16 protein-coding genes are annotated in these 19,612 nt (G+C 32.4%); 10 read left to right on the forward strand and 6 right to left on the reverse strand.

All coding sequences use genetic code 11. The features are described from left to right. Positions 1-715 precede the first annotated feature (715 nt). Complete coding sequence (locus AAGU22_RS00430) at positions 716-1,084, forward strand: hypothetical protein (RefSeq protein WP_458720279.1); 369 nt, start codon at positions 716-718, stop codon at positions 1,082-1,084. A 2,001-nt stretch (positions 1,085-3,085) separates the two neighbouring features. Here the strand turns inward: AAGU22_RS00430 and AAGU22_RS00435 are convergent. Further along, positions 3,086-3,220, reverse strand: a complete 135-nt coding sequence (locus AAGU22_RS00435; RefSeq protein ID WP_458720280.1) for a hypothetical protein — start codon at positions 3,218-3,220, stop codon at positions 3,086-3,088. Positions 3,221-4,199: 979 nt separating this feature from the next. Further along, positions 4,200-4,715: a DUF421 domain-containing protein gene (locus AAGU22_RS00440; RefSeq protein WP_458720281.1), complete on the reverse strand. Its 516-nt coding sequence runs from the start codon at positions 4,713-4,715 to the stop codon at positions 4,200-4,202. A gap of 427 nt (positions 4,716-5,142) precedes the next feature. Here AAGU22_RS00440 and AAGU22_RS00445 point away from each other — a divergent pair, with 427 nt between their 5' ends. After that, the gene (locus AAGU22_RS00445; protein ID WP_458720282.1) at positions 5,143-5,784 is read left to right on the forward strand and encodes a PsbP-related protein; all 642 of its coding nucleotides are present in this window, start codon (positions 5,143-5,145) and stop codon (positions 5,782-5,784) included. Between the two features lie 279 nt (positions 5,785-6,063). Here AAGU22_RS00445 and AAGU22_RS00450 read toward each other — a convergent pair whose 3' ends face one another. Then, a complete protein-coding gene (locus AAGU22_RS00450) occupies positions 6,064-7,209 on the reverse strand; it encodes a hypothetical protein (protein ID WP_458720283.1) in 1,146 nt (381 codons plus the stop codon). 300 nt (positions 7,210-7,509) lie between these two features. After that, positions 7,510-8,256 (reverse strand): hypothetical protein, encoded by a 747-nt coding sequence (locus tag AAGU22_RS00455; protein ID WP_458720284.1) that lies wholly within the window; start codon positions 8,254-8,256, stop codon positions 7,510-7,512. Positions 8,257-9,082: 826 nt separating this feature from the next. Here AAGU22_RS00455 and AAGU22_RS00460 point away from each other — a divergent pair. After that, on the forward strand, positions 9,083-9,742 hold the full coding sequence (locus tag AAGU22_RS00460; protein WP_458720285.1) for a phosphatase PAP2 family protein: 660 nt from the start codon (positions 9,083-9,085) through the stop codon (positions 9,740-9,742). A gap of 384 nt (positions 9,743-10,126) precedes the next feature. On the opposite strand, the gene AAGU22_RS00465 is transcribed toward AAGU22_RS00460, so the two are convergent. Then, entirely contained in the window at positions 10,127-10,624 is a 498-nt protein-coding gene (locus AAGU22_RS00465) for a hypothetical protein (protein WP_458720287.1), read from the reverse strand. 571 nt (positions 10,625-11,195) lie between these two features. Between AAGU22_RS00465 and AAGU22_RS00470 the strand changes: the two genes are divergently transcribed. The 5 genes from AAGU22_RS00470 (at position 11,196) to AAGU22_RS00490 (ending at position 15,290) form a co-directional block, all read left to right on the forward strand. Further along, positions 11,196-12,413, forward strand: coding sequence for a hypothetical protein (locus AAGU22_RS00470; protein ID WP_458720288.1), 1,218 nt, complete (start codon positions 11,196-11,198; stop codon positions 12,411-12,413). Positions 12,414-12,559: 146 nt separating this feature from the next. Beyond that, the gene (locus AAGU22_RS00475) at positions 12,560-13,255 is read left to right on the forward strand and encodes a DUF47 domain-containing protein (RefSeq protein ID WP_458720289.1); all 696 of its coding nucleotides are present in this window, start codon (positions 12,560-12,562) and stop codon (positions 13,253-13,255) included. 106 nt (positions 13,256-13,361) lie between these two features. Beyond that, on the forward strand, positions 13,362-14,357 hold the full coding sequence (locus AAGU22_RS00480) for an inorganic phosphate transporter (protein ID WP_458720290.1): 996 nt from the start codon (positions 13,362-13,364) through the stop codon (positions 14,355-14,357). Positions 14,358-14,462: 105 nt separating this feature from the next. Continuing rightward, the gene (locus AAGU22_RS00485) at positions 14,463-14,651 is read left to right on the forward strand and encodes a hypothetical protein (RefSeq protein ID WP_458720291.1); all 189 of its coding nucleotides are present in this window, start codon (positions 14,463-14,465) and stop codon (positions 14,649-14,651) included. Between the two features lie 414 nt (positions 14,652-15,065). Continuing rightward, a complete protein-coding gene (locus AAGU22_RS00490; protein ID WP_458720293.1) occupies positions 15,066-15,290 on the forward strand; it encodes a hypothetical protein in 225 nt (74 codons plus the stop codon). A gap of 1,051 nt (positions 15,291-16,341) precedes the next feature. On the opposite strand, the gene AAGU22_RS00495 is transcribed toward AAGU22_RS00490, so the two are convergent. Continuing rightward, the gene (locus AAGU22_RS00495; protein ID WP_458720294.1) at positions 16,342-16,587 is read right to left on the reverse strand and encodes a hypothetical protein; all 246 of its coding nucleotides are present in this window, start codon (positions 16,585-16,587) and stop codon (positions 16,342-16,344) included. 682 nt (positions 16,588-17,269) lie between these two features. Here AAGU22_RS00495 and AAGU22_RS00500 point away from each other — a divergent pair. Both AAGU22_RS00500 and AAGU22_RS00505 read left to right on the forward strand, forming a co-directional pair. Then, positions 17,270-17,887 carry a TMEM175 family protein gene (locus AAGU22_RS00500; RefSeq protein ID WP_458720295.1) on the forward strand — a complete coding sequence of 206 codons (618 nt, stop codon included), beginning with the start codon at positions 17,270-17,272 and terminating at the stop codon, positions 17,885-17,887. A gap of 523 nt (positions 17,888-18,410) precedes the next feature. Further along, entirely contained in the window at positions 18,411-19,577 is a 1,167-nt protein-coding gene (locus AAGU22_RS00505) for a hypothetical protein (protein WP_458720296.1), read from the forward strand. Positions 19,578-19,612 lie beyond the last annotated feature (35 nt).

Genomic DNA, 19,612 nt, shown 5'->3' on the forward strand with positions numbered 1-19,612 from the left:
AATGGATTCGACTTGCTAGTAAACTTATTTCTGGATTAGTAAATTGGACTAATTTCAGCAATTAAGGCTTATCGATCCTTATATGTTATTGACCTATCTTAGGTAATGGCCCAAAAAATTCCTGTATTTCAATTTATATGAACGATTGCAAGGCATCAAGTGCGGAATCCATATTGATATACTTAATAGGAACAAGTTATATATCTAACTTATGAAAGGTACTTGTAATTATAGTGGTATAATGATGTCTTTGGCTTATTTACACAAAGCAATAGCCGAAAAAAACCTGGTAAATAAAGATGAACTGAGTTTGAAACCGTCTGTTTGAAGGAATACACTACTGACATTATCAACACATAAGAAAGAATAGTCCTACCATCATAAAGAGACATTTATTGTCAATTTGAATTCTTATTAATGCGACAGATATTTCGTTAGGTATAGTACGTGTTTATTTGCTCCTCCGAAATCTTGAAAAATGATTTAGGAGAATCATCCTGGATTTTTTCTCCAATCATGAATTTAATAAATTTTAGAAAATACTACAAGTAGATTTGACGACCATATCTTTCCAATAATTGCATTCATGTAATATGCAAATGAATTAAGGATTAAAGTATTAAGCCAAGTAAAAAACAAACTTATATTCAATAGATGCTTTAAGAAAATAATAAAATGAAGAAAATAACTTATAACATCGAGCGACAATAATAAAATGCCGAATAAACAAGTTAAACAAGATAAACAAGATAAACCATCAGCTAAAATAGAGATATTAAAAAAAGCTAAGAAAAAGGTATCCGATGCATCACAATGTGATAATCTATCTATCGCTGAAATAGATGCACTTCACTATCAATATAGTAAAATTTCTCCATTGTTTAAGAATGCTCCTCATCCTACATTCTTGGTTTTAAGGATCTTAGAACGATATATCCAAATAGACAATATTGTTATTGGAGATGTAATCAATGAAATCAAACAAAGAGGACTCGATGTCTCTCATACTGATGCGCAAATAGATGAATTAGTGAATGAGCTGGCATTAAATAATAAAAAATATAAAGCAAAATCCAGTGGTTAAGACCTAAAAAGTATATGTATTTATTGACACTAGGAAACATCAATACTGTTTCTTCATAATATTTCTACCATCAGGTAGATGTTCTGAAAAAAGATGTTTTGGATTAATTAGTAGTATTTCGAGAAATAAAGCAAATAGCTGAAATGGAATTTGCAAAGTCAATTTTACCTATAATAATTTATGAAAATGATTTCACAATTGCTAGACGATCGAATACTGTTGTTGAATGTCATATCCTGCTGGAGAGATATTGGAACTTGTTTTTGACTTCAGAGTTTTGAGGCCTTAACAGACACGTGTATTATCTTTAAATGGAATAAAAATGAGGTTCATCGTACAAATTGGAACTAGTGTAACTATAATTATTGCTAGTTTAAGATTGTTAATACCATGTTTTATTACTGGTCATCTTTCATTGTTATTTGATATTTTGGTCGAGACAAAAAAACATCATTAAGATAGATCAGTTAAATATTCTGAATTTATGACAGGTCCACATAATCCTCAAGCACATAATTATTTAAATGCCCTTTTGAACATTTGAATGTTGAATTTGGATTCTTCTCAGACTCATTTCTAAATTCATTCATGTTGTCTGTATATACTCCACTAAAAATAATACCACAAGTTTTACATTTTAACATAAGCATTGGCATCTTTATTCCTTCATCCTCTACGTTCTCAATACGTTGAACTTGTTATTATCCTTACATAATTCTGGAAAATCGATAACCAAAATCAAAATGATAATCGATAATCTGACAAGATCGGTTACTATTCAAGCATAAACTTCCAAACATTTGTGTATATTTACTTTAATTTAGATTTAAATGTCGTTTTTCATACTCCTTAAAAATTATACTTTTGTACTTTTTGAAGGGAAAAATGTCTATTTAGTTAATTCAAAAGATAAAATCGTAATTTATGTGCCTCATGACAGAATACCCGGTGTCTACAAAAGTTGTTGGGACACAAAAACTTTATGATATCTATACATAGTGTATTCACCGATTAAGGATATTTTTTCTTGTTACGATTTAGATGATTTATTCATTCTGGTAATCATGCATTTCAACAAAAACAGATCTTCTATACAATCTTTTGATAATTCTACTTATTATTTTCATACAGATGAACTAGACCGCTCAGTTGTAATTGTGTGTATTTATGATTACTAATCAGTGTAATGAATTGACTTTGCATTTAACGGCCTTTGAAATAAACAAATAATGTGTCATGATTTTGATGAACATTAAAGGTTTTTTAGCGGGAATGGATTTGCGACAATAGTAAGCAAATCCATTGACAAAGATCTTATTTTTAGTTTAAATTTAGTTATCTAATCTAATATGTACGTGAATATCTCCAACTGCCGTTATGAAATGTTTCAATGAATCTAACCCCCTCAGTATTATTTCTTATTCTCGTGTTTCCATTCTTAGGGTTATTAAGCTGATTTCTCCTATTAATGACCTCAATAAGTTTTCTCATATTTATATATACATTTCATCATATAAGAACGTATAAAATATTGATAACAAGTCAAATTTTACTTTGGAATAGTAAATTGGGGTTTTTTGACTAATCATAGATGATTATACCTACATAAAGTAAAATTTTATTCTTTAGAGTGAAATATCACCTGGCTCTGACCTATATAATACGCTACTTATTGCACTTGTAAATGAATTCGCAACTACTTCTCAGAAAGGAGCATAATATAATCCAGTTTTCTACCCGCCTTGATCTTTTATTGTCGTTGCTTATTACAAAATATTCTACCAGATTATTGAAAATTCTTAGTTATCGTACTTATATCATCAATCGTTTATTTTCGATCATGACTTTATTTCATTTGGTAAAATATTGATTTGTGTTCTTTGATGATTTGACATAAAAGATCCTTTATCCTTCTTTATGGATCTAAAACACTATTGTTATGTTCTCATGCTTCTTTTTATTCATGAAGTAAGAAAGATACAATCTTATCTTTGTTTAATTTCAATCAGTATTATTGTTCTTTTGAGTATTTTCATTTTGAGTATTTTCATTTTGGAAATACATGTGATTATTACCTTTAGTACGCTTTGGCACGTTTGCAATTGTTGCTTCATCATCATTCTTGCTATAAGACATCAATTACTATTCGGATTCATCTTATATAAGATTATATTAGGTTCTAATTTCCACGGGAATCAGTTATTTTGAAAGGCAATCTAACGGGAAGGCCTTCTGCAAAGACTTGGCGATAGAATTTTTCATCAAATTCAAATGTTGACCTTATCTTTTTTGGAATTTGAGGTATTTTCAGAAGTCAATGTATTTTTGGGTTGATTCGCCTATAATTCAACAGGCTGATGATATTTTTACTAGTTCGCTTTTTTTTCTTGTGCAGGAAGCAATCGTGGTTTGTAAATGAAGTCTCTCGATGGAATTACTATCAATCCAGAGTCCAGCATATCCAAAACTCAATCAATTATTGCGTGTCGATCGATATACGCTGAATTTCCAATCCTGATCTCGTAGACTGGATTTTACGATATAATCTACATAATTGTCTATATTCTTGACATACGTTTGAATCATAACTTGTCACCTTTATGGGGTAAAACAGAAATGCATTTTGAGAGGACTTTTTCAAATTCTAGTAGATCTAGAGGTCTTTATATATAGCCAGAAATTACTATTGTCTAGTAATTTTCCAACCATTAATATATTTGTAGGGCGAATAATAAGTAATGAATGATGCTAGTTTTCAATTATTAATATGTAAAAATTGTACACATTCAAAGAAAGAACACAGGGATGAACCTAATGGTCCAAAATTTTACGATCATAGGTGTCTTTTATGTAAGTGCCAACAATTTACATGACCTTTCATTCCCTATTTTTCTTAAGTTAAATGTTAAAAAATGCTGTCAAAGTATTAGCATGAAGATGGGGTCAGCGTCAAAGGATATATTCCAAAATAAATCATATCAAACAAGTTCTTTCTGAAATTATTGATATCCTATTATAATAATACATTCATACTTTATTCAAATGATCTTGCTGTGTTGTCATTATAATGAAAAGATCTGGTTATCAATCTATCAGATATGACCTTGGTTGTGCGTCAACCGTGTCGTTCTTTTTTAATGAAACTTATTTGACCATTTATCTCTAAATTTGATATTTCTATCTCATTTATGTCTCTTATTCCCGCCAATCGCATGAATGATTGATATTCTTTTATGCCTATTCTAGCTTTTATCATTCCCTCCTTATCCATCTGCCCATCTTTGACCAATTCTATGACTTCTGGATTTATTATTTTCTCCATCCTTTTGTTTTTGGCACTTACATAATCTAACAGCTTGAATACTACGATGATGATGACGACGACAGTAACCATAGATAGTATAGGTGTGTCACTATTGATCATAGGTTCTGCCACTATGTTTCCAAGACTCAATATTATGATTAATTGATAAATGGTTAATTGACTGACTCCTTTACTTCCAATCCATTTTATCACAAAAAGAAGAATTCCAGATACAATTAAAGTCCTCATGATTATGGATAATACTAATGCAGGTTCAAAACTCAATGCGGTATTCAAATATTCTGAAAATGACGCAACAATGTCCATTTTATCTCTTCATCGTGATATGGGGCTAACCTTTGATATAGATTTAATTTTTCCTCTTTCAAATAGTTTGAACTATTCTTATCTATTTTTCGAATTAATTGATAATCACTTTGTAAGTAATATATGAATGGTTAGAATAGAAGAAAAGGTAAAGCTTTGTTGAAGTTTCAGTGACAATAAATAATACTGTGACGGTCGATTTGAAGTCTTAAAGCCCATCTCACCATACAAATAGTCTAAAATTAATTGGTAAAAAATCCTTGTATGTAGAATATGGTAATTGCAAAATCCAGATCAGGTGGTTAGACTAAATTGTTGATATGTAAAGTGAGATCCGTTGACGGAGCTACTATATTTTCTGTATAGAAAAATGTTATGAACAATCTTGCGTTATCATTTTTAAATTAATGTCTATAGTATTTATGAGATGTATGGTCTTAAAGTATTGGTACTTTTTAGTGTTGTTTTCTGTTTTGGGTTAATAACTCTAACATATTATGAATATGGTATTGTCTATGGTTCGTTGGCATCAAATAATTCCACTGAAAACATTTTGAATTATACTATCTACTCTGATGATAGGTTGGGAATCAGTTTTGAATATCCTTCTGACTGGAACGTTGAGGAGAAAATTAATCGGTTTTCAAAATATTCCGATGTACTAGTGTATAATGGTAGTAATTCATTCAAAATCATGAAATCTCAATCAAATTCCGATGCAGTAATGGCAGAGAAACTAGGAGGATTAAAGGAAGTAGTGGAAATAATTTTGCCCCCCGAAGAAAGGGTAGTAGGAGATATAGAGGAGAACAGGTATGCGATAGATGGTTCAGATACCGTGTCAGTGCTAACTGCAATGGAGGGATTGACTAATATTCCTGACAAAGGTTTGGAAAGAATTCTATTGATACATGATGAAATTTTGTATATTCTTAGTTATCAAAATACCGTGGATGAATTTGATTCAAAGCAAAGTCAAGAAACAATAAGACACATATTGAGTTCCTTCAGATTTATAGACTCAAACAATGAGGATGACCCAGATGGTACTACCGACGAGGACGACTAAAATTCGACAAATACAATATGGGTAACCTTTGTTATGATAGAAAGCATATCTCCTCTACTTATTTTCTCGTCTGAATTGTAAGATGAATTTAGAATTTAGCGTTTTATTGATCGATAAATCGTAATAAACCATAGGACAAAAAAATATTTCCAGGGCTACTGAGTGCTTCCCTCTTGAGTAAAGTCTTATCCTGTATCAATCAAATCGTTCCTTAGATGATATCACTCGATCTTAGTATCTATTCGATATGTGGATCGACAAGTATTTTTACATAAAAAATCATGTACTTTTCTCATCGTATGTCTGAATACTGTATAAATATCTCTTCTTTTCTGTTCGCATTAAATAAATGATTCCAATTACTAATACTATCTCTAAGGCCTTGGCCATAATTCCGGCAAGATCGACATCTTCGGGAGTTGAATTTGGTGAAAGGGGAGGGGGGAAAATGACTGAGTACAAGTATAAGACTATTAGAACCAAAGACCCTACTAATCCAATCCAGTTTAAGATTAAAGATTTTTTGTAATACTCTTTTGAAATATACTTTTTGTCAGTTTTTTTGACCGTTAGTTTATCATCAGAGAAAATTAGCAAGATATATGAAATCCCATAGAAAAGTTGTCCACCTGCGGCGGATATTAGAAATATGCTATATTCATACCTTAACGTTGCATGCCCCGAATATACTGCGAGGTGAACTATGGCTGCACCAAGTGCTAAAAACAAGACTGAATATTTAATAAATTCATCATTCGATATGGGATTTGTTTTGCTTTTTCTTCTGCTTAGAAACATCCAGCTTAAAACTAATCCGATAATCAAGATAACACCTACAGCTGAACCATAAATCACTGTAGTAAAAATGAAACCAAACGATTCAGTTATAGAGACATTAAATACGGCTCTTTCACAGTTGCAATTTGAATTATCACCTAATATTGTACGTGCAGGAGGAATTGTATTGATGATATCATCAGTAGAATTATTGGAATTATCATCTAGTATGCTTAGAACAATTTGATAATTTCCTACCTTTGGAAATATGTATGGAACTTGGAAATCGCCTACTGCTAGCCTTGTCCAAGGATAAGCAGACAACCGTTCATTGGTAAGTGTTGAATAAATTTCAACCATCCCTACCAAATTGCTCGTGTCTTTACCTTGCTTATCTTGAATGCTAAATTGGATCTGCGATAATTCATTTGGTTTGGTATATTCTGGCTCTACTTGTTGAAGAACCATGTACTTATCCCCAATTCCTGTATCTCCATTATTATAGTGAGCAGAGTGGCTGAAATGTGCCTCGGCCGAACCAAATGAGCCTGGAATAAGAAAACAAATAGAAAATATTAAAGATATTGAAATCGAGAATTTTGTATTTTGCTTAAAAGAATAAATATCATTTATTCTATAATTTTTCAATTTTATATAATTATACGAAATCATGCTATAAATACCGTTATCTTATTTATGATCTTCGAACTTCCAAATACTATAGGCTTATCTGTCTAATAGCTATTACTAGAAAATTTATGCCGAATTGCCGTTCAATAATTGCGTTGGCAACAAAATTCTGGCACTTTTAACTGAATTAGCATCATATACTTGATACGACATGTTAAAGATAGTTTTAAACATGTAGACCAAGGTACGTTGCCTATGCCTGTCAAGATATTTTATTAGAGATGTAAAATTTTATGTTTAGTTTATAGTACTGGTCACTTAATCCAAGGCGTGTGAGTGATTCAAATTTGTAGAATTAATTCTGGGATTAGAATTAATAGTATTGTTGGTATTAGAACCATCCAATCCTATTCCGCTGATTAGAGTACCAAACATTTCATTAGAACTATAAAAATGACCTCCAGTTTTATTAACATCAATCATTAAACCCAAAACCTTTTTGCCCATAAGGTGAATGGTAATTGGCACCTGTGCGTATTGGGTTCCATTATCTGAATGTATGCTTGATAACCCTGTAACTACGATGTCATTTCCAGCAAAAATAACGTTATTTGAGGTAAAATTATTAATCAGATGATTATGGGAAAGGCTTCCATCGGGTTTTATCATGGTAAAATTGGCATTAAAAGTTGCACTCATGTTCGAATTTTTCAAATTTTTGTCTCTAGAATCTTTGATTTCCAAATTCCATAATCCCCCTTGAATCCAAGTTACTATACCGTTTTCCATCTGGTTATTTGCAAAGTGTCCTGATGCAAATACTAGCATTGGCTCGTTTTGTCCACTCATAGTTAGGTTATTGTTATCATGGCCCAGAGGAAAACTGGCTGTAGGATTGGGAACTGGTTCGGAAATCATTTGTGCATGCGCCTTTATCATGTACGGTTTCTGCTGTATGGGATCCAAAATCGTAAGTGCTATTCCGACGGAAGTGACTAACAAAATTATTACAAGGGATAGGATGATTGATATATCATATTTTGATATAGAAAAAAATATACTCACTAGATGATGTATTGAATTAATACATAAATTTTTTTCGCAAGGGGATCTTATTTCTTACCCAAAATGTTTCCTATCTATGTTTATTGTGATCATGTCTTAATGTAAACTAAATCTAAATACTATCAATAAATTATTTTGTAGGGTTTTGCTACTTTGTCTTGAAAAAGTCTGTAAATCCAATAGGACAGATCAAAAAAAATATTCTGTATTTCATTTACTTGGTCTATATTTTCCTAGCCATAGAGAATTTTGAACTATTGTTCCTGAGATCGTATCCATTACAAGCATACAATGAATGATAGCATTTCAATTACCACTAATCCCGTTGTAGAAACTAATGGCTGTTGCCAGGGGTACTAATCTCCTATTATATACAAAAGCCCGGACATTTCAGAAGTATGAAAAAATCACTATGTTTGGCATATTGATTATAGATCTTACATGATGACCTTAGTTGATTAGATTTGCATCTTCATCAAAACCAATCCATGGGGTAAAAATGAATAGCCATGAATATTAGATCCAGGGACTCTCCTCTTACAAATATCGGCTAATTCATTTTGACAGAGTTACTACGGATTCAGGAAAAAAAGATTTTGATACTGATTCCTCATTCACAACATAATTGGGTCTATATAGTATTTCTTATGGATTTCCATTTACATTAATGTGAAGTGAAAGCGAATAATAACTGAAGGCTTCTTTTGATCCTACAATTAAATTTGAGAGAAACTATAGAGCAAATGAATGATGATGTTTAACAAATGATTCTACCACTGCGGATAAAAATTGATATCATTCCTAATCAAACAATCAGTAGTATGTTATGAATAAATATTTAATTTCCTCTATTATCGTATTTGGAATTTTCATAGTCTTTACACTTTTAGTTTATAATGATGTTATTAAATTGCATGATAATTCATCTGAGGACAGTTTCTTTTATGAATTTGATACTGGTGGGTTACAGACTCGAAGCTATTTTTTTTCCCCAGTCGTAACCGAATTTATGAATATTTTGTCCGATTTTGGTCGAGAGTATTTTTGGATTATTGTTCCTATTCTGTTGTTTGTTTTTGGAGGAATTGATGGTAGAATAGCTGCCATAACCATCTTGATTTCATTTATACTTGTTATTCCTTTGACTACTTTGGTGAAAGATTTGGTTGACCGGGACAGACCGCATATTTATTACGAAACTTCAGTCAATAAATTACCGGTAGATGAATCCTATCCTTCTGGTCACGCCAGTATGGTATCAGCTGGTGCATTAGCAACTCTATTATCATTAAGAAAATGTCCTATGCAGAAATTGATATCCTCTCTTCTTGTAATCGAAGCAGGATTAGTTTGTTTATCCCGTTTATACCTTGGAGTCCATTATCCTACTGATCTAATAGGCGGTATTCTATTGGGAAGTGGAGCGGCACTTTTAGTAACTAGTGCTCATAAGATGATTGAACGACTTGCCAAGCTCAAAATTTGATATGTTTTTTTCTGAATATTATAGTTTAATTCAATCTCAGAATCATCAGTTGGATTCTAAAGATTGATTCAAAACGACCAATGTTAGAAAAGGATAATATGAGAACGTTTTGTCCTAACTTGATCCTTAAGGGCTGTTATTGAAAAGACCTCCATGAACATGCATCTTGAAATTAATCAAGTTGACTTGAGAAACTAATCCAGATCCTGAATCACTAAATCCTCATTTTCTGCATTTAATAATCGTGATCTAATCTATAACACAAAGTCAACTGGTTCAATGGGTTTGTCGACTGTCATGATGATATAAAGATTGTATAGTGATATCCAAAAATCATTGCAATACTGTGATGTTTAAGAATCTCATAGTATAAACATGCATCACTTAATCCGATTTAATATATGTCATTATAACGTTGCAATCCTTTGTCTCTACTTTCATTATTCCACCGTTACAGTCACTGGAGAAAGAAGAATTGTAGTTTGGAATAGCTGATATAGTGACGCTGTACATTCCCATTGACAATTTTACCGTAGTTCCAGAAGCATTTCCTTTAAAGGTATCAGGGATTGGGTCGTTGGCGTGAATATTCACTGTGAAATCAGAAGAGACATTCCTTCCATTTTCTCCATTTAATATAGTTACTTTCACTATCATTACTCCTTTATTCTCCGCTGTTCCCAAGGCTGATGATGAGTTATCAGTGCTACGCTTACTTTCCTGATCGATTTGATTGGGATTGGTGTTGATGAAATTGGCCCCAGTGGAGGTGTCATTTCTTAAGTTTGAATCTAATTCTGAACCAAAACAGGTTAACGTTACAAGAGAAGTCATTAATACAGATAAAAATGGTAGTAAAAACAGTTTAGATGTAAATTTCATAAATTATGTTTGTATTTCCATATTAAAAAGAGTACAGGTCTTTATAATCCCTATCTAACAATTGATTGTATAACTAGTCCGATATTTCCTGGGATGGCTGTAATTGGTCCTTGACCATTGGTAATCATTTTAAAAGATTTTTGGGGTGAGTATAGTTCCACCGAATGCCTTTTCTCTGGTGATTTTATGATGTTTTTTAATGATTGTTGTTTGACGCAATGCCAATTGAGCAAATTAGAATAAGAAATGGCGTACCAGTAACTAGATTAAATTCTGCTATTAACATCTACTATTAGGAAAAAGGATTCGCATATTTGTGACAATTCATTTAGCTATCTTGTGATTTATCAATAGGCAATTTTTCATGAACCATAAATTAAATGATTTTTAATTTAAGACCGCAAATTAAAGTAAATAGTATAATCAATTTCAAAAATAAGGCAAAAAAATTAAATAATAAATCACAATTATTCTATATGATTGTTCTAAAATTAACGAGTAGTATTATTTTTGTTAACCATGTTAACAAATTATTTTAATAAGTGTTTTTGTTAAATAATTAACAATTAATTTGTTAAGGTCGAAAAAAACTACAAGCATATTTTTACAAACTACTTTGATAGCGTCACTCTCTTTCATTTTTACTTTTGCCGGATCTGACCCTTCATTAGGAGCCAATTTGGGATTTGCTCAAAACCTTGATTCTAACACCATCCGGATTCTTAGTACTTCGACTTTCATCGATGATATGGGAAATTTTCATGTCATAGGTGAAGTAAATAACACTGCATTTGATCCTCAAACAAATATTGTAATTACAACAATTTTGTCCAATACAACAAATAATACTATAGTAGGCAATCATTCTGCTTTCTCATCAATAGGAACCCTGAGACATGGTGAATCCTCCCCATTTGATATATTGATACAGGACCCTCAAATATTAGGCAAGTTTAACTTTATTGAATTCGCTACAAGTTCTCAACCTGCAATAGAAAAACCTGGTAACCTATTTATCAATGGCAGCAGTGCCTTCTTTGACAATATTGGTAATCCTCATATCACAGGTAATATAATAAACCAAGGACAATTCCCAGAACAATTCTTAAATCTTGTTGCAACATTTTATGACAATTCAAGTCTTGGTATAGTTGGAACTCAAAGTTTTGGACTAAATGTTGCTAATTTGTCTCAGAATCAAATGGCTCCATTTGATATCACCATTACAGACAATAAAACTAAATCCCAAGCTGCATTCTATTCACTAAATATTGAATCTGATCAAAGCTCTATGGGTTTACCTTTTAGTTCAAAATCATCATTTGTTTCAACTGGAGAGTCTTTAAATAGTGTTGGTGCTATGAGTAATATTTCATCGCCAAATAGTGGAGTTGGATTGTCAAGTATAGATAACAGTAACAATGATTCAAGCAATACTAGAAGTGATTCTGATGATAATGATCAAAATAGTAATGACAATGATGATAATCAACGCGGAGAAAAGAAAACAGATGATAATGGGAATCCATATTATAATGACGAAAATTGTAATGAGGAACCCGGCTCTTCTGGAGGAAACTCGTCTGAATGCCAGGATGCAGAAAATGAAGAACAAAGTGAGGGGGAAGATGAAGATTCTTCAGAAAAGGATCAAGGTCCCCCATCTAACTCCGACTCTTTAGGAAATAACACTGGAGAAGATAATGACGATGGCGATGGAAGCAATGACGATGATAACACAGATAGCAATGAAGACAATGGTAGTAACGATGACGGTGATAACAACTAGATAATTACCTCCAAATTAATCACAAGCCCACTTTTTTTTAAATGTAAACTATCTCAAATGATAATAATAAATTCAAATTGAACCCATTAATTCTTCAACCCAAACCAAGCAACCTCAAATATATAGAACAGGATTACTGCATTTATTTGGTCGATAAAGATAAAAGAAGAAATTACGTTCATGAATCATACGTGGTTTCTAAAAAATGGCTCTCATGGTTGAAAGGCAATGATAAAGTAATAATCGAAATGTTGGAAAAACAATCTGCTAATTTAGTAAATGCAACAACATCTTTGGTTGAAATCATACTAGAAAGTCAGGAAAAAAACATTAGTAAAGGGAAGATATCGAAAATCAAGGATTTGGAACACGAAGGTGATAATATAACTCATAATTTATTTACTACTTTATCTCAAACGTTTGTAACTCCTTTGGATCGGGAGGATATCGCTGGACTCGCTAGTGCGATAGATGAAGTGTTGGATTATACAGATGGGATAGCAGATAGGTTTTTGCTGTTTAACATTGAAAGACCTACTTCTATTATGATCGACCTATCTAAGATTCTACTTGGCGCAACCCAGGAAATACATTTTGTTACCAAAGCACTATATAATATGAAGAATGCTTTTGAATTGCTGCCTCATTGTAATAGTATTAAGAATTATGAGCAACAAGCGGATAAATTGTACAGAAGAGCAATTGCTGAATTATTTGAGACCAACACAGATGCCATTGAAGTAATAAAATTAAAAGAAATATACGAGAATTTTGAGTCTTCATTAGATAAATGTCAAGATGTAGCTGATATAATAGAAGATATTGTCCTTAAATATGGATAGTGTATTTCTCTGTATGTTATTTCAAGTGATATTTAGAATAGTGTAATTGTTGGATAGAAAGATATAGTCTCTATAATAATTTGAATATTTAACCATGGAGGAGAGTTTGTTATATATCACCATTGGGACTATATCTTTAGCCCTTTTGTTTGATTTCGTAAATGGCTTTCATGATTCAGCAAATGCAATTGCAACAGTGGTTGGAACTAGAACTCTTAAACCATTACACGCAGTGACCATGGCATCTATTACAAATTTTATAGGGCCGTTTATTTTCGGAACTGCTGTAGCCGCAACTGTTGGAAAAGGGATAATTCAGCCAGAATTCGCAACCACTGAAGTGATATTGGCTGGTTTAATTGGAGCTATTGTATGGAATTTGATTACTTGGTATTTTGGATTGCCTTCTTCCAGCAGCCATGCATTGATTGGAGGTTTAATTGGCTCCGCATTAATTTCAGGTGGGATGCAAACTATTGTATTTGAAGGGGTAGAAAAAACCATTATTTTCATGATTGCCTCACCGGCCTTGGGATTTTTAGTGGCATTTATTTTTGCTACCCTATTGGTGTATTTTCTAAAAAGAAAAAAACCACGATCAATCAATAGAATGTTTGGCAAACTACAAATATGCTCATCAATATTTTTTTCACTGACCCATGGTGCTAACGATGGACAAAAAACGATGGGTGTAATAACGGCATTGTTGATAGCTGGAGGGTTTTTGCAGTCAAATGAATTCGTTGTTCCTCTTTGGGTGATATTAAGTGCAGCAATTGCGATGGGATTAGGTACTTTTTTCGGTGGATGGCGAATTGTAAAAACGATGGCATTTAAGCTTACAGATCTAAAACCCTATCAGGGATTCTGCGCAGAAACTGGGGGTGGAGTAATTCTTGCAGCCATGGCATGGCTTGGGATACCTGTCAGCACGACACATGCTATTTCTGGAGCAATAATGGGAGTGGGAGCGACTCGGAGGCTTTCCGCCGTGCGATGGGGCGTAGGCAGGAGAATTGTTTATGCATGGATAATAACCATACCTGCTAGCGCTGCAGTTGCTGCTTTAGTTTTCGTAGTTTTTAACTACATTTTTAGATAAATGTTACAAATATTCAAAGCAGTATGGAAAACAACAACTCATATTGTTTACTGAAATTCAATGATTGAAATTATCTTTCTTTTCTCACACCTATAGGAGGATGTTTTGTTAGTTAATGACTCATTTGTCATCCATAATATCGCTTTCATAAAATATGAGATGACATTATCTAAAATTGAAATTGTGGGTGGAATCTGTGATTTAGTTCGAACTCCAACCATGCACTATCCGGAAGAGGCATTTATTATTTATATTAATTATCTTAAAAATTTTTTCTCTCTTAATGTTTCATAACTGTAACAATAATAGAAAACATTCTTTTTCTATACGACATATTGATTCACACGCAATTGTATACTGTTTTCAAAAAAATAACAATTGCATTTGTCTGTTCATAGGGAACATTAGTAACGTACATCTACGTGGCTATATTTTCAACAGACTGGCCTTTCTATGAGATATAATTATACAAAAATACAAAGACTGTTCACTTAGAACCTGATGGAGATTTAGAATCTCTTAAGACTCGTGGCAACAAGATATTACTAATCTGGTTTTATCCATGTGATTATACATAATGTAAAATATGTTATTGAGAATGAATTATAGATTGCTTTCTTCCTCAGCATATAGTATGAATATTTAACATAAACATTTTCATCTTCTAATGTTTGACATTATTTTTATTGTTCGAATGATAGATTATGTTTGATTAAGATGATCCGTGAGCAAGAAAATACCGTCCAACAACCAATGAATAAAGAGGATCAATCAGATCAAGACGTCCTTTTCAAGTACTTTATAAAATGTGACAGCTGTTCATGGAGCACATCCTTTTATGAAGCGTCCGGAAATATTCGCCTAGATGCTGTAAGATTACGTTGCCCAACATGTTTTAAGAAGGAAGTAAGATGGTGGAAAGGACCATTTTAAATATATTAAAATAGATTTTTGCATACCATTCACGAATCACAACCAATGCCACTTTCAAGACATAGTACACAAATCTTTGAATCTTTGAGGGAAAAATAGTATTTCAGAAAGTTCAATTTGATCTAAACTGTTCGCTATGCAACCAATGTTATGATAGCAATGCTTAACACTGAGCATGCTTAATGTACACGATGAATCTAAAGGGGAGAAAGGGGGATAGAAATTCCATGGTTACATGTAATTTATGCCACGGTGGATTGAGTATATGGACAGAAGCAGATCTAAAAATGCATGATAAAATATGGCATCAGAAAAACTCTATTAGTTATTTTATTAGGCACAAAAAAGCCAATTAGCCTGGAATAATTCTTTTCTTATGGTTGAAAGGAACGATTATAGTATTATCAATTTAAAAATCTGATCATTGATGACTCAATTATATGGAATGAGTATTCAAATTTATTGACTTCTTCAAAATTTAACGAATTTATAGGACTTGGGTGTGAATATTGTCAATTTTGGTCGCAGAAATATTTTCCATACACATACTTAATATTGACATTATTATCCTCAGTTTTGAGAAATACTATCGCTCAATTAAAATTCTGGCAACAAAGAACAAGACTTGCTGGTTAAAAGTGATGATAAAAACTGCAGAGCAATAAAGGCATCAATAGGTGTCTCGTAACCCTCCACGTTTTTGTATTTTGCTAAACAAGGCCATTACTGACTTTATTTTTCATCATACTTATTACATGAATGTAGCCTTTATTACTCCACACTGGTAGGTATTCGTTCAATTGAAAGAGTGAGCCTCTTCCATGAATTAGTAGGTATACAATAGATGATTCATCGGTTATTTATATATTGCCAATAATCTCCAATCTGATATTCTGAATTTCAAATAGTAATAACAATATTATGACTATCTGATTTATCGATAAATCCAAAATAGGAAAGGAGATGGGCGAGAATATTGATGGAAAACCCGATACCCAATTCACTTGACAGTATTTGACATGGATGTATTATGCATAAATTGGGGATCAGGTCAAATACCATAAATAGGTAACCTTCCAAAATGATCATCCACACTTTCCGGATCGATATTAAGGATTATTACTTTGTCATTTGATTTTTGTATAGAGGTAGGAATATCGGTTGCGAGACCAGCTTGCAAACTAATCGTCGATGTTCCATCATATAGCGTAGAGTTGTTGTCTGGATGAGACACATTTAAAACAACAAAATCTGTTAGGGTATGTGTATGTCTTGCTGTACCATCAGGTTTTATCATTTCAATAGCAGCATTAAAGAGATCTGAGGATTGATTATTCTGAATATCCGTATCATTTGCTATGTTTAATCTCCAGTTTCCTATTATAATCCAATCAACAGCACCACTTTCATTTTCCTAGAGTCCAGCAATTGGACCAAAAGCAAATTGGTCATCGATTAATTGTGGCAAAATAGCCATTACAGGGTTTGAGATAGATCCGATAAAAATAAAAATAGAAACTAAGATAACAGCAAATAAAAATATTAATGGTTTAATATTCTGCATAATACAAAAAGCAATTTCATTAGTATTAATTACGACGTATCTTATGCAAACGGATGTAAATAATGTAATTATACGATATTATCTGTCTTATTGTTATTAATCCAAATAAACAACCAGATCTAGTAGAATAGTATAGTATAGTATAGTTATGAGGGAGGAAACCATTATGCTATGGGGCTTAATCCAATCAACAGCATCATTCATTCTTTCAACATTTGCCTTAGAAACTCTGTTATAAAGTTTTTATTAATAAAGCATTTTCAAACTATTGAGATCAATTCATTTAAACTCTAAGAACAGTGCAAGTTATTGCTTATTAGAATTAAAAAAAGTACGTAGATTGATTCGATACGAAATATACAAAAAGCATAGAACAAAGTTTAAAATGGTATCTTTTTAATTTGAGTTATTCCATTTGTCAACAAAGGCATTCACACCCAGAATAAGATTAGAACACGTTATATCATTTAGTGATGCAGTATTCGCATTCGCCATAACTCTGATGGCCTTGACAATTGATATTCCTGATCTCAGTTCAAACCTTACTGAACCACAACTCATTGAAAAGTTATTTGATATGTCTTCACAAGTAGAAAGCTACGCCCTTAGTTTCTTTATTATTGCCATGTTCTGGATTTCATATCATCAGGTATTCAATCACATTAAGGATTCATATCTCTCTATGGTTTATCTGAATTTGCTTTTTCTGCTCTTAATAACCCTTTTATCTATCTCCACATCTTTGGTCATAACTTTTGATTCATATCGGGTCGCATATTTGATTTATTATGGAGTGGTTATTGCCGCAAGTACATCACTTGTTGTAATTTGGTGGTATGCAATAAGGATCAATGCCGTAGGTGAAAACCTTCATCCCCTGTTCAAGAAAGGTTTGTTTGTCCAACTGTTAGTTCTTCCTTTAGTATTTTTATTATCCATCATCGTTTCTTTTGTCAACTTAAATATCGCGCAATATTTTTGGTTGATTATAATTCCCTTGAGTATTTATATAAGACACAAATTCAAACACTAACAGTTTTTATTTTTTGGTATTGCCTTTTGATACTATAAATAATCTTCAATAAATATTATTATGAAAAGCTTTTTACATTTTATAGATTCATAAATATTTATTCTACCTACATTAAAAAATGCTGTCCATAAAAGTCAAAACCAACGGAACAACATCAGGTTGACTAATTCCACCCGAACAGATGGAAAATAGAAACGGTTGTAACTACACTTGCAAGTCTTCATGATTTGACACACTCTTTTTCATTTTGTGGATATATGGTGTCTATAGCTAATTGATTAAAATTGTATCAAAATTAATGCTATTAGGTTTGATAGATAATTAGGAACCTTAAATAATCTATGATAAAATGGATATGGGAAAAGACCGGATAAGAATTTTATCCTTGTTCAATAAATCCTCATAAGAAAAAGCTTTTAGTTCCCTATAATACAATTTACAACGTTAGGGGTAAATACAGTTTAATAAATACGATCTTCTCAGTTCAATTGCAGTTATTTCTTTCTTTTTGTTATTATCATTTTTGAGTAAAGGTTTTTTGCATAATGTAGCTATGGCTTTGTCACCCGCTTTTGAGCTTCAAGAACTAATAAATGAAAATCGTAACTGGGTTCAAACATATGGCAACAGTAATGCATATTTAAAATCAAGCTATACCGACATACTGGCAGTCAATTATATTAGCGATGGACAGACTTTAAACACTACTATTTGGTTGAATTCTGGTTTTGGCAATTATTCTTCTACTTATAATACTACTGATAATCAATCTTCTAGAAAATTAAGCTACGGCATGCTTATTGATGCAGACGCCAACACAAAAACAGGATATAACGGTGCAGATTATGATTTTTATATCGAATCAGTGGATGGAAAATTAAGTGGATATCTTTACCAGTTGTCCTCGACTGGTGGTTATATGTTAATAGGATCTAAAACGAACTTTACTCAATCCCATACCGAATCATCTGTAGGTCCTGGTTATGTTAGGATAAATTTGGATCTGAGTTCTATAAACTCACCCGTTGAATATAATTTATTATTCTATTCAGCAGAGTCAATCGGACCCAATGAAGTTAGACAATTTACTAACTGGCTGACTATACCTCCTCCTAGCCTGGAAATATCCACTTCACCAAGTGATATAACTATTAGGCAAGGTGAAGAACAGTTAATTCCAGCTCGGATAAAATCCACTTCTGGTTTTTCTAATGATGTCATTAATATAACCTTGGGTGATACTAGCAGTTTTAACAGCAAAATTAATGATTACAATATTCGATCCGGTTTTAATTCAAGTGAACTTCATGTGACTATCCAAAGAAATCAACCTCCTTTAATTAATATAGATGTTCCTCAACAAACTCCTGTTGGCATTTACACGATTCCTTTGGTTGTTACAATAAGGGAGCCATCAATGGCCACAACAACAAAACCAACATTTAACGCACCACTAGGTGGGACGGTAAATCCGAAGTTTGAATTATCCAAAAAATATCCAACTGTAGGCTATTTAACAAAGCCAGTAAACTTGACAGTAACAGTAATTCCACCCAAGGGTATCGATGATCAATTTAAAGACTTCTGGGGGACATATGGACAGTTCATCGGCATTTTTGCAGGTGCGTTTGTGGGTGCATTTGCTAGACAGATGTTTGATAAAGCAAAGAGAAAAAAAGAAAATGAATGAATTTTCAATAAGGATACGACAGAAAAAGTTGTCGC

The organism is Candidatus Nitrosocosmicus sp. R (assembly GCF_054408505.1).